Below are 12,004 nucleotides of genomic sequence, written 5' to 3'. Positions count from 1 at the left end.
AGCTGTGGGGGGCATGCCCCCCACAGCTTGGCGCTCAAACCCGGTAAGCTGGGGAATTTTCAAACGGCACTTTTGGGGAGAATACGTCCGGCACTAACAGGGCGCGCCAATGTTGATTGCCAAGTTCTGGGGCACTGCTCCGTTGTTGATGGTCAACACTGCCACCCCGGTTCCGGCATTGAACGCGAAGTTCGCCGGGGGATTGGCGGTGGTGGTTGCGTTCGAGTATTGTCGCGGCGCACCAGCCAGCGGGCCGCTGTCATGGAAATCGACCGTGACGTTGCCGTATTGGGTGCCGTCGGCGCCGTTGAAGCTGAGGGTCCATTGGTTGTCGACCGCGCCGGGCTGCCAGGAGAACTGCATCCGCTGCGCGGCACCCAACGGGCTATAATACTCCGCCGAGCTCAGGAAGGGCTCGCCCGGTGTCGCCAGGCCGGTCTGCTGGGCCGGGATGTTGCCGCTGATCGTCATCACGCCGGTGGGAGAGCCGGTCTGCGACAGGCTGCCGAGGTTGACGGTCTTGAGATCGCCAAACTGGTTGCGATCAATCATTCCGAGGCTCGCGGTTTGATCGTACGGGAAGCCCGCGAGGTAATAGCCCGCGGCGTTGCGCAGGTTGCCGTTCTCGTCGGGCAGGAAGGAGCCTGCCCGGGTCAGCATGAAGTTCGCCTCGTTGGTTTCGTTCGGCTGCTTGGAGACCACGAAAAAGCCCGGACCGCCGATTGCCAAGTCGGTTGCTTGGTCAGTGGCGCGCAGCGCGCCTTCGGTCGAGATCTCGGAGCCCTGCACCGCCCGTACGCCCGAAGGGGCGACCGTGCCGTTCTGGCTCAGCGTGCTGGTGGTGACCATTTGCACGAAGCTGCGCCGATAGCCGTCGGTGTTGGCGTTTGCGATGTTCTCCGAAATCCGGCCCACCGCCGTCGAATTCGCCCGCAGACCGCTCACGCCGGTCTGCATGGCGTAGGAAATGCTCATAGCCCTGTCACGCCCTGATATCCAAACGCCGACCCTGTTTGATCACTCGCCGAACAACGGGTTACGCGTCCTGCCTCATGCTTGTTATTCTTTCGTACAGGTCACACCCACATCCAATTGCGGCAACAAGATGGCGGACGCTAGAGTAAGATCCTATGAGTGCCATAGGTTTAGGTCACCTGGATGGGTAAGCTGGCTGCATCGCATTCTTCTCAGCTTTTTGGCTTGGCAAAGATGTTGGCTAAGGCACGGATCCACCGACCATGTCGGGGTCAACCTGCGATAGACAGGTTGTGTTTATTTGAAGATCTCTCTCGGCGAGAAGGCATTATCATGGGGCCGGCGCCCTTTGTTGATATATCGCGATAAAAGCTAATAATCTGCGCGAGCATTTTTGGGCAAAGCATGACCGTGACCTAGCCTCGATCGGGAATTTTGCCATCTTTGAAAAGTACCAACTCGCCGGCAAAGCGTATGGCAAGAGCTGGTCGTGTAAATGCTTTGCCCTGACTTGCCGAAGGTGACTATCTAATCGCCCGGCAATAGCCCGTTACAGGGGTGACCGAGCGAGACCAGTGCAAGGCCCAAGATGGCGACAAGGGCGGCATCTCGCTCGATCATACGAATACTGCACGAAACCTGGTAGAAATGGCAACGGGGCGGACGGAAGTATGCTAGCTATTTTCGGGCATTCCCGTGGTCGACCTCCCCCGATTGCTGCTACCCTTCAAGAAGGCGGACGACGGTGATACCGCTGGGAGAACCTTTCCGCTCCGCCTCTCTCTTCCGTTCGCAAAAGACAGGAGGGCAACCTGACGCTGCGGCATGACGTTCAACTATCAGATTGAAGGGTTGAAGGCCGACAACGCCTGGTCTGTCGCCGTCCGATCGGGCCAGGGCGACCGCGATGTCCGCATTGTCGAGAATGTACTGGCCATACTCCCGACGCCAGACGAAGCCCTTCTCCCGCAGCGCCAACAGGGCCGTCTGGACCGTCGTCACGGCGGGCATTCGACCGCGATGGGCATCCTTCAGGGCTTCGCGCGTTTCCTCCGAGAACGGCTGGAATGCCAGCCCCTTCCTCGCCATGATCCGCAAGATCCCCTGCTGAAGAGGGGTCATGGAGGCGATCTCGGAAAGCGTGTCGATCTCGGTCTGAACCTTGCGTTCGGATGCAATGCGTCTCAGTGCTTCCGGCCCGGCACCCTCCGGCGCGAAGATCAAGTCGCGCAGGCAGTCGGTCAGCAACTCCGGTCGCCGCCCGACGACCTCGAAAGCCGCTTCGAGATCTTCTGGAGCGAGCTTCGCGCTGTCGGCAAGGGACTCGTTCACGCGCGCGACCATGCTGGCAATGTAGGAGGATCCAAGCGGCGGAAAGGGTCTCACGATGCCGCCGAAGAACGGGGCCTGCCGGTTCTGTACGAGGGTCGACAGCTTGTCGCGGTGCGAACCGGTCATCAGAAGGTAAAGGTGCCGATCGCCCGGTGCTTGGTTGATTGCGTCCCGTGCGGCCTTCAATGCGAACATGGCGTTGAGCCCGGCATCGGTTTCGACCGCCTGCTGCGCCTCGTCGATGATGACGACCAGGTCCTTGTCCGTCGCTTTTATCAGATCTTCGAGGGCCTCGGCGATCGTGCCTGACCAAGGTCCACTCTCCTTCAGCCCGACAGAGAAGCCCAGCACGCCGACCCGGTTGACAGGGCTCTTTTTTCTCATGCGCGAGATCAGGCCGTCATGCTGCTCCAGCGCGATCTTGATCCGAGAGATGATGAGGTCGGCCGGATCGGCGGACCGATCGGACCACAGGTCGACATAGATGACGGCATAGCCCTTGCTATCGAGATGCGGGATGAGATCCGATCTCAAGAAGGTAGTCTTCCCCGTTCGCCGCGGCGCTGCGAGAAACAAGCCGGCCAGCGAGCCCGTAAGCGGATCAGGGGTCAGCAGTGAGGCAATGCGGGTGGCATCCTCGACGCGGGGCACATGTAGGAGAGATGTCATTACGCATGCCTATGTGAAAGGTACGTAACCTACGTAATACAGGAGTAAGGTGACGTAAAGTCTGTTAGGTTTGGGACTTGAGCAAACGATGTGGAGCATGCCGCGCATCCGCCCACTCCCTCGCCACCTTTCGGTAGTGAAGGCGGGGGCCCTGTATCTCTTTCTGGATCTGGGATGGGGCACGGGGCAGGAGCTGGGGCAGCATGGACCTCCCATTCGCTGCATTCTCCCGACAGCAGGGTGTCGCATCCGGAGCATTGTCCCCATCCAGCTCGTGCTATGATTTCCTTCTGATCGAAACCCGATGCAGGGTGGCCGTGCGTCATCCAGAAGGGCCGTTCAAGGAGTGACATCCATGGCCATGATGTTGGATCAGGACCAAGCCCTCGGCGCCTACTTCCTTGAGCCCGGTCGGGCCGAACTGCGGCACTCCGGCAGAACACGCACCCATTTCCTCGCCACAGGCGGCACGACGGGCGGCGCCTTTGCCTTGATCGACGAAACTGCGCGCTGCGGCGAGACTGTGCCGCTGCACCGGCATCCCGCCGACGTCGAGTCCCTCTATGTGATCGAGGGAGTGCTGTCTGTCTTCCTCGAACGTTCGCCTTGCCGGATGGCCGCTGCGGGGGCCTTCGTTCATTTCGCTCCTGGCGCGGTCCACGGCTTCCGGGTCGAAAGCGACACAGCGCACTACCTCCTCTTCACAACACCTCGGCATGGGGAATTCTACCGGGCCATCTCCACGGCACCTGATGACTCCAAGGATCCCGACGCACCAATCGATGACGACACGATCATGACCGCCTGTCGGGACTACGATGTCGAGTCCGTCGGTTCGTTCCCTGCCTCCCCTTCGTCCTGAGAGGTGGGCTCCGGCTTGCCCAACGATGTAGTGCTCCTGATAAATTCTTTGATCAAGATCAAAGGGAGACGGCGAAGCCCGTGCTACGGTCAGGAGGTACGAGTGGACATGGTTGCGAGTAGGGGTCGAACGTCGATCTGATGCGCCAGTCCGTTCGACAAGCGGCCGGCCAAGTGTCGAGAGATTTCCTTGGCCGGCCGTTACCGCCGGGGGCGTCCTAGCGGCAAGGAAACGGCGGCGCGCTGGCAGTAGTCTTCGCTCTGCTTCTCATGCTGACTGGAAAGAGATTTGTCGGGCCTGATCCGGGGGGGCGTGAGATTTGGTTGAAGTCGGCAACTCCACCACGACCTTTCATCTCGATGCCCATCCTATTCACACTGAGACTGAGCGTGGTTTTTCAACCATCACCTCGCACACTAAACCACAGTCAGTCCTGAGCCGCGAAGTAATACCCATCCCTATGGCCCGGCTTGGCGGTGAGACGTCTTGGAAGACGTGACGTGAATAGCCCCGTGTCTTGTGGACGCCTTCTTCGCTAATTTTGAGGCAAGGAGGCCATGATGAGCAGCAGCAAGTTCAGCGACGAGTTCAAGCGGGACGCGGTCGCACAAATCACCGAGCGAGGCTACCCGGTCAGGGAGGTGTCGCAGCGGCTCGGGGTCAGCCCGTATTCGCTCTACGCCTGGAAGAAGAAGTTCGCGAAGGCGTCATCCGGAGAGGCGGAGAAGGACACCGAGATCCGGCGCTTGAAGAAGGAGCTGGCACGGGTGTCGGAGGAGCGTGACATCCTAAAAAAGGCCACCGCGTATTTCGCCAGGGATGCAAAGTGAGATACGCGTTCGTGGCCGAGCATCGCGGGCAATTCTCCGTCCGGGCGATGTGCCGGTGCCTGCGCATCCAGCCGAGCGGCTTCTATGCGTGGCTGAAGGCGCCGCTGAGCAAACGCGCTCGGGAGGACGAGCGGCAGACCGAGCTTCTGAAGGCGGCGTGGGCCGAGAGCGGTAAGGTCTATGGGCAGCGGAAGCTGCATGATGACCTGGTCGAACAGGGCGAAAGCATTTGCCTGAACCGCGTCTCCCGCCTGACCAGGCTGGCCGGGATCAAGGCGCAGATCGGCTACAAGCGCCGCCCCGGCAAGTATGGCGGCAAGCCGTCGGTCGTCGTCGACAACACCCTGGATCGGCAGTTCGACGTGGAAGCTCCAGACCGGGTTTGGGTGACTGACATCACCTACATCCGGACGCAGGAAGGCTTCGCTTACCTCGCTGTGGTGATCGATCTGTTCTCTCGGCGCGTGGTCGGATGGTCTATGCAGTCGCGCCAGACGACCGACGTCGTTCTCCAGGCTCTGCTCATGGCCATATGGCGGAGGAAGCCGAAGGCTAAGGTGCTGATCCACTCCGATCAGGGAAGCCAGTTTACCAGCATGGACTGGGCCGCTTTCCTAGAAGCCCACAACTTGGAGCATTCCATGAGCCGCCGTGGCAACTGCCATGACAATGCCGTCGCAGAGAGCTTCTTCAACCTACTCAAGCGCGAGCGGATCAGGCGCCGGACTTACCGGACGCGTGAGGAAGCCCGGCGGGACGTGTTCGACTACATCGAAATGTTCTACAACCCGAAGCGCAAACACGCGCGGAACGGAATGCTGTCGCCCGTCGACTTCGAGCGGCAGCAGAAACTGAGGCACGAGGGCGTCTAAGAAACGCGGGGCTATTCAACGAGAGATCGATCCGGAACCGGCCAAGCGACCTGAGGGATATCGAGTACGTTAGCGGCTGCACGACCCCCATGGATTTCCAGCCTAAGCGTGATCGGTCATCTTCTTGCCGAGAGCAGGATTTGTCGCTGGCGTCTACTCAACAAAGACCAGTCTGGTTGGAGCCTCGTTATAGGGATCGACAGCGCGGACTGAGTTCCGGGGGGGAGCTATCCAAGGCTGGAAACGTTGATAGCTGCCCCCGTTGACATGGAGCCCCCCTCGCTAGGGACGCCCATGAGGTGCAAAACCTACAAGAGCAACATCATTCCGATGCCGATGCGGCCCTCTGTTCCCCGCTCTTGCGCCTGGATCTTCGGGGCACGGCGATGATGGTTTTCGCTGAAGTTCCCGGAATCATCATCGCCACGTCGCTGCTTTTATTCCTCTGGTGGCGTAATATCGAGCGGGATCAGGCTCAGCGCATCGGGTCATGCGAGCCGTGAAGCCCCTTCGCGTTCAGGACAAGGATCAACGGACCGCGCCTGCGCCCAGAAGAAGTATAAACCATTGAGGCAGTTGTGCTCGCCGCCTCGGAGGCGCAGGCGCCTATTCAGTCGAGCGAATTAACCACGAGAGGCGAGCCAGCTCATCCTGCTTCAGGACGCGCCCCTCATCGCATCAGCTTCTCGGCGTATTTCACTAGTCGCTGCGCTTGAAACGCCACGGATTTCTTGCCCGTTTCGTCCAGCAGGCCGGGCGTGCAGGAATAGCCGTAGGGGTTGCCGCCGTCTTCAAACTTGATTGGGTCCGAATAGCCTGGTGGCACGATCACAGCCCCCCAGTGCATGGCGGTGACGTAAATCGATTGGATCGTCGTCTCCTGCCCGCCATGTGGGTTCTGTGCGGATGTAGTCGCGGTCACGGCCTTGTTTGCCAGTGCGCCCGATTGCCAGAGTGGCCCCAGTGTGTCGACGAACGCCCGGAACTGGCTGGCGGGTACACCGAAGCGGGTTGGAACGGAGATGAAGTAGCCGTCCGCCCATTCCATGTCATCCAACGATACTTCGGGAATGTCTTTCATCCGCTCGAGTTGCTCGCGCCAAGCATCTTGGCCATTCACCACCTCGGCCGGGGCCGTCTCTCGGCAACGGCGCACGCGTACTTCGGCGCCAGCAGCTTCCGCTGCCCGAGCCGCTTCAAGCGCGACACCGTGGTTGGTGCCGTAGGTGGAATAGAACAAGACGGTAATCTTGGTGGGCATCTCGGTATCTCCGGTTGCAGGATCTCCTGCCGAACAGCTGGCAAGACAAAAGGATCCGGCTCCTGCATTGATCGGCCTCCGTGGGAGGGACGGCAAAGAGGCACCTCGTGCAAGCGACCGCAAGGGTCTACGCCGCATGAATCGCGCGGTGTGCCTTCTCGCCCGCCTTGCCAATCGCCATGCGTCGGGTAGGTTTCTTCCTGTTCCATGCCGGAACTGCCCCGGCCTCTCCTCTGATCCGCAAGGGGGGAGGCCGGCCCCCCTTGGCATTCGTGAGCAGTGCTGTCTGCGCGCTAGGGTTAGGTCGCGCCCCTGTTCCGTCCTGGGAGCGGCCCTCTTTGGGCGGCTTACCCCCCCGAGGATTGATAGTCTGAATGACACCCGCCTCACCGTTTTTGAGGCTGGCCGCCCAATACGGTCTTGGCAGGCACCGACACGCAAAACTTTCAAAGGCTCCCGTGACAACAGACGTTGTGTGCAGATCGCGCCATGCTCTTCGCGGGCGCAGCATGGTATCCCGTCTCACGATGGATCCCATTGGCTTCCGCAGGCGGGGCGGGGGAAACGGGGATACGGTGAGGTGTAACCAGCAGGCGCCGGCTCCGTCTCGTCTGGCTGCTGGGGCAGATAAGCGAGCGATCGTTGTTCACTAATTGTGGCTGGTGCTGAACGGCGATGACGGTCTTGTCCCCAGTGCCCGAGGTTGCAGAGCTGGGAAAGCCCCACGGCCTGCGCTAGTGCAGCCCGAGGACCCACGCGGCGGTTGAGGAGCACGCAGAAATGACCCCAAGCATCGCCCGGCTACCGGGGACCGCGCCGCTCTATGCCGCCCTGTGGATGATGGGGGCGGTCACGGCTTTCACCTCGATGGCAGTGGCGGGCCGGGCTGTGTCGATCGAGCTCGACACCTTCGAGATCATGACTTGGCGGTCACTGATCGGCATGGTGATCGTCGCCCTCGTCCTGAGCTTTGGGCGCCGCTGGCACGAGGTGACACCGCGCCGCCCCGGCCTCCATCTGGCGCGCAACATCGCCCATTTCAGCGCCCAGAACCTGTGGTTCTACGCGCTCGCTGCGCTGCCGTTGGCGCAGGTCTTCGCCTTCGAGTTCACCGCACCGCTCTGGGTGCTGGTGCTGTCACCGCTGATCCTGGGCGAAAGACTGACACGGCCGCGCGCCATCGCGGCAATCCTCGGCTTTATCGGGATCGTGATGGTCGCGCGTCCCGGTGCCGCACCGCTCAGCCCCGCGCTTTTGGCGGCAGCGGGCTGCGCCGTGGGCTTCGCCTTCACCTACATGCTGACCCGGCGCCTCACCGCGGAGGCCCCGGGGGCCTCAATCCTGTGGTGGATGACCGCGAGCCAGACCGTACTCGGCTTTGCCTGCGCCGGGTTCGACGGCGATATCGCCGCCCCCTCGCAGGCGGCCCTGCCCTGGATCGGCGTGATCGCCGCGGCCGGGCTGGGCGCGCATTTCTGCATCGCCAACGCGCTGCGTCTTGCGCCCGCAACCTTGGTGATGCCGTTCGACTTCCTTCGCCTGCCGGTCATCGCGGTGGTCGGGCTGGTGCTCTACGGCGAACCCATCGGGCCGCTGATGCTGATCGGCGCCACGCTGATCCTCGGCGGCAACTACCTGAACATCCGGGCTGAGGCGCGGCAGCTTGAGGCGGCCTGAGCTTATGGGCCTCCTCCGTTTGCCATGGAAGACAACCGTCAAGCAGCGAACACGCCGCTGTCGCGTAGCCCTTAATTGTGAGATGGGAAATCCAACGAAATCAACGGCTGAGCTTTGCCCTTAAATATGAGATTTTGCCTTTAATTCTGATATTTTTGCCCTTAAACCTGAGACAGGGTTCACAGACATTTGCGGCAAATATCGATGAATGATGATGGCGAAGACTCCGTTGCCGTTGGTGCTGAAGAGGCGCGCAGGGCCGCGGTGCTGCGCCCTCTTGTTCAGGCATATCTCAATGGGACTGGCAGCCTGGAACGTGGCATCAATGACGCCGTTTGGGAGCTTGGTGTCAGCAGGGCGACGGTCTGGCGTTGGATGAAACGGTTGGCGGAAGAGGGTGGGCGCACCAGCGCTCTGGCTCCGCGGAAACGGGGCCGCCCGACCGGGACGATGTTAATATCCAGCAAAGTCGAAGCGGTAATCGAGGAGCACCTTCGCCGCTATTTCTTGCGCCGGGAGCGTTCGAGCTTGTCGCGCGTCGTGACAGAAATCCGCAACGCTTGCTGGCAGGAGGGCTTGCAACCGCCGACACGGCGAACGGTTCAGCGTCGTCTGGATGCGATGGGTGCCCGCGAAGTTGCGAAGGCACGAGAGGGCGCAAAGGCGGCCCGCCAGAAATTTGCGCCGGTCACAGGTGAGAACAAGGCCAGTATGCCACTGGAGATCGTCCAAATTGATCATACACCGGCGGACATCATTCTTGTCGACGGCTTTGAACGCAAACCAATTGGGCGGCCTTGGGTCACGCTGGCGATCGACGTCGCAACGCGGATGGTGACCGGATATTACACCTCTCTCGAGGCACCTTCGCGTCTGTCAGTGGCGCTTTGCCTGACACAGGCGGTGGCCCTCAAGGAGGAACTTCTTGCGGAATTGGCGTGCGATGTTCCTTGGCCGGCACAGGGCAAACCGCACAGCATCCACGTCGATAACGGTCGCGATTTCCGGTCGCGCGCCTTTCGGTCGGCCTGTGCGGATTGGGGGATCGATCTGGTCTATCGACCGCCAGCAAGTCCTCACTTCGGTGGTCACATCGAACGGTTGATCGGCACCATGATGGGGGCCGTTCACCTGTTGCCGGGAACAACGCAATCCTCGATCGCGGCAAAGGGCGACTATGACGCCGAAAGCAAGGCCACGATGACGTTGAGCGAATTCGATCGCTGGTTTGCTCTGGAAATCTGCCGTTACAACAACAGCATTCATTCAAGTCTTGGCTGCACGCCCGTTGCCAAATGGGAGGCGCTCTCAGAGCAAATGACAGGCGACATCCCCTTCGAGATGGAAGCCTTTCAGGTGAGCTTCCTGCCGAGTGAACTGCGCAAGATCAGGCGTGACGGCATCCATCTGTTCCAGATAAGGTACTGGTCCGATGCCCTTGCAGGCCACATTGGGCGCGGGGATGGAAAGGTGGTCGTTCGCTACGATCCTCGCGATATCTCAATGATCTGGGTCGAACTGGACGATGGCCGGTATGTTGAGGCGCGGTACAGAAACCTGGAAATTCCGCCCGTCTCGCTCTGGGAATATCGCGAAGCGATGAGGAAGGCCCGTGCCCTTGGCAAGTCCGGGTCTAATGAGCTGGTGCTGGCTGAGCTGATCCGACAGCAACGCCAGATCGAAGCTGAAAGCCGGGGCCTGACGAAGGCCGAACGCAGAACCCGTGAAAGAAAAGGGACATTGAAGGGCACGAACTCGGCCGTCTCGACAACCGAAGGGCTGCGCCCGATCGATACGGGTGATACATCGCGCCCATTGTTCAAGGTGGAGAGATGGTGAATTGAGGGCAGGGACAACTGAAGAAGACGGCCGGATCGCCCTCATTCAATCGGATATCTGGATCGGCTTTCCTCGGGCGGAACAGGTGTTGGACCGCTTGCAGGGCATGATCGAAGCGCCACGACAAACCCGTATGCCTGGGCTTCTTGTGCATGGCGCCTCCGGGATCGGAAAGACGATGATTGCCCGAAACCTGTCGCGCAAGTACGCACCAGAATACGATCCGGCGTCGGGCATCACCCGCACACCGCTTCTGCTGTTGCAAGCGCCGCCCGCACCTGATGAACGGCGGTTTTACCTGCACATCCTGGCCGCCGTCGGCGCCCCGGCGACGGCTCTTAGCGCCCGCGCTCAAAATGTGGCTTCCCTCGAAGTCCGTGTCATCGCGCTCTTACGCGACCTTGGCCTGCGGATGATCATGATCGACGAGGTCCACAATCTCTTGGCCGGGACCCACCGCGAACAGCGCCGATTTCTCAATGTCCTGCGGTATCTCAGCAATGAACTCGAGGTGTCACTGGTCTGCCTTGGGGTCAGCGAGGCCGTCGATGCTATTCGCGGTGATATCCAGCTTGCCCGACGGCTGGACGAACATCATCTGCCAAACTGGCGCGACGATGCCGAGTTCTCGGACATGATCCAGACCCTTATTGCTGCCATGCCACTGGAAAAGAAGTCCAACCTGAAGGTCAAATCTCTCAAGCAGGTCTTGGCACTGACCGGTGGGGTGACCTCGCGCATCTTCGCTCTGGTCAAGGATCTTTCCATCGACGCCATTATCACAGGCGAGGAATGCATCACCGATGACGCAATCGCAAAATGGACGCCGGTTTGGTCGCGCCATGCGAACCCCCATCGGCGGCTCCAGAAGTCCCGGGTGTGAAGCCGCACCCGCTGCCCAAGACTGTCGCGCCGCTGCCAGACGAGTTGTTGTCAGGTTGGTTGTCTCGGCTGGCGGCGGCCAACTACTGTGATGATGCGGAACTACTGGCTCATCTCAGAATCGATACCGCGCATGGCACCGCCTTGGACTTCAACGTCGACGCGGCTGCGGCGGCGAAGATTGCCAACGCCGCACGGATTAACCCAGATGTTGTTCGATCTTTGACCTTTCCGGCAATGACGCCACGAGAAGCCTCGCTGACGGCTCAGATGCCATTCCAGCATTGCATGCAATGCGCCAGAGAGGGTCTTTCGCTCAGGCATTGGAGGCGGGCCTGGGCATTTGACTGCCAAGTTTGCGGGACGAGACTTGTGCAGACCCTTGGCAAACTCCGTGAGGAACAAATATCTGGAAAACTGATATACCGAGCGCGCCGCGGGGCAGAGATGCTTGAGTGCGCCGCGCGCTCGCGCGGCCCCAAGCAACTTCGGCGCGCAATGCGCGCAGTCACCTTTGCCATGTCACTCAAAACCTTCCGCGGGGATCCGTCGTTCGCTGTCCAGAACCCCAGATCGGAAGTTAGGCTGTTCTGCCTCGCCGCAATCGCCGCCGCTCGATCTCATCCCTTGGCTAAGGCAGCCATCGTCAGCAAAAGCATCGACGACTATGCAAGGGTTGCTCTCTTGCGCGCCTTCGAGAAGGAGCCTCGATTGCTTGCCGCGGTTGATCACATAGCGCAAAGGTGCGCGAGAAACAGGGGCCCCATGACAGCCGTATCTCACAATTAAGGGCAAAAATTGTCGC

Annotated in this window: 9 protein-coding genes; 6 read left to right on the top strand and 3 right to left on the bottom strand. The window is 60.6% G+C overall.

Features of this window, described 5'->3' with window-relative positions; all coding sequences use genetic code 11:
* Window positions 1-93 precede the first annotated feature (93 nt).
* Window positions 94-975, bottom strand: a complete 882-nt coding sequence (locus tag T8T21_RS19730) for a flagellar hook-basal body complex protein (RefSeq protein WP_322338281.1) — start codon at window positions 973-975, stop codon at window positions 94-96.
* A gap of 720 nt (window positions 976-1,695) precedes the next feature.
* On the bottom strand, window positions 1,696-2,958 hold the full coding sequence (locus tag T8T21_RS19725; RefSeq protein WP_322338280.1) for an ATP-binding protein: 1,263 nt from the start codon (window positions 2,956-2,958) through the stop codon (window positions 1,696-1,698).
* 373 nt (window positions 2,959-3,331) lie between these two features.
* Here T8T21_RS19725 and T8T21_RS19720 point away from each other — a divergent pair, with 373 nt between their 5' ends.
* Together T8T21_RS19720 and T8T21_RS19715 are read left to right on the top strand one after the other, a co-directional pair.
* Window positions 3,332-3,838: a cupin domain-containing protein gene (locus T8T21_RS19720; protein WP_322338279.1), complete on the top strand. Its 507-nt coding sequence runs from the start codon at window positions 3,332-3,334 to the stop codon at window positions 3,836-3,838.
* Window positions 3,839-4,398: 560 nt separating this feature from the next.
* Window positions 4,399-5,540, top strand: a protein-coding gene (locus T8T21_RS19715; protein WP_322338224.1) for an IS3 family transposase whose coding sequence is annotated in 2 segments (ribosomal slippage) — window positions 4,399-4,639 and window positions 4,639-5,540 — 1,143 coding nt in all. Because the reading frame shifts where the segments join, the coding sequence is not laid out codon by codon here.
* A gap of 670 nt (window positions 5,541-6,210) precedes the next feature.
* Here the strand turns inward: T8T21_RS19715 and T8T21_RS19710 are convergent.
* Entirely contained in the window at window positions 6,211-6,801 is a 591-nt protein-coding gene (locus T8T21_RS19710; RefSeq protein WP_322338278.1) for an NAD(P)H-dependent oxidoreductase, read from the bottom strand.
* Between the two features lie 780 nt (window positions 6,802-7,581).
* Here T8T21_RS19710 and T8T21_RS19705 point away from each other — a divergent pair.
* The 4 genes from T8T21_RS19705 (at window position 7,582) to T8T21_RS19690 (ending at window position 11,988) form a co-directional block, all read left to right on the top strand.
* Window positions 7,582-8,478, top strand: coding sequence for a DMT family transporter (locus T8T21_RS19705; RefSeq protein ID WP_322338277.1), 897 nt, complete (start codon window positions 7,582-7,584; stop codon window positions 8,476-8,478).
* Window positions 8,479-8,682: 204 nt separating this feature from the next.
* On the top strand, window positions 8,683-10,317 hold the full coding sequence (locus tag T8T21_RS19700) for a Mu transposase C-terminal domain-containing protein (RefSeq protein WP_150122431.1): 1,635 nt from the start codon (window positions 8,683-8,685) through the stop codon (window positions 10,315-10,317).
* A 1-nt stretch (window position 10,318) separates the two neighbouring features.
* Complete coding sequence (locus T8T21_RS19695) at window positions 10,319-11,200, top strand: TniB family NTP-binding protein (protein WP_038147410.1); 882 nt, start codon at window positions 10,319-10,321, stop codon at window positions 11,198-11,200.
* A complete protein-coding gene (locus T8T21_RS19690) occupies window positions 11,137-11,988 on the top strand; it encodes a TniQ family protein (protein WP_322337995.1) in 852 nt (283 codons plus the stop codon). The genes T8T21_RS19695 and T8T21_RS19690 overlap by 64 nt, the downstream gene beginning before the upstream one ends.
* Window positions 11,989-12,004 lie beyond the last annotated feature (16 nt).

It is taken from the genome of Limimaricola variabilis (assembly GCF_034371605.1).
GTDB lineage: Bacteria > Pseudomonadota > Alphaproteobacteria > Rhodobacterales > Rhodobacteraceae > Limimaricola > Limimaricola variabilis.
Note: the sequence above shows the minus strand (reverse complement) of the source record. Positions and strands in the feature narration are given on the sequence as shown.

Excerpts from the sequence above, each read along its gene's own strand:
- T8T21_RS19730 (WP_322338281.1), bottom strand. The coding sequence starts at position 975 with ATGAGCATTTCCTACGCCATGCAGACCGGCGTGAGCGGTCTGCGGGCG.
- T8T21_RS19720 (WP_322338279.1), top strand. The coding sequence starts at position 3,332 with ATGGCCATGATGTTGGATCAGGACCAAGCCCTCGGCGCCTACTTCCTT.
- T8T21_RS19710 (WP_322338278.1), bottom strand. The coding sequence starts at position 6,801 with ATGCCCACCAAGATTACCGTCTTGTTCTATTCCACCTACGGCACCAAC.
- T8T21_RS19705 (WP_322338277.1), top strand. The coding sequence starts at position 7,582 with ATGACCCCAAGCATCGCCCGGCTACCGGGGACCGCGCCGCTCTATGCC.
- T8T21_RS19700 (WP_150122431.1), top strand. The coding sequence starts at position 8,683 with ATGAATGATGATGGCGAAGACTCCGTTGCCGTTGGTGCTGAAGAGGCG.
- T8T21_RS19690 (WP_322337995.1), top strand. The coding sequence starts at position 11,137 with ATGGACGCCGGTTTGGTCGCGCCATGCGAACCCCCATCGGCGGCTCCA.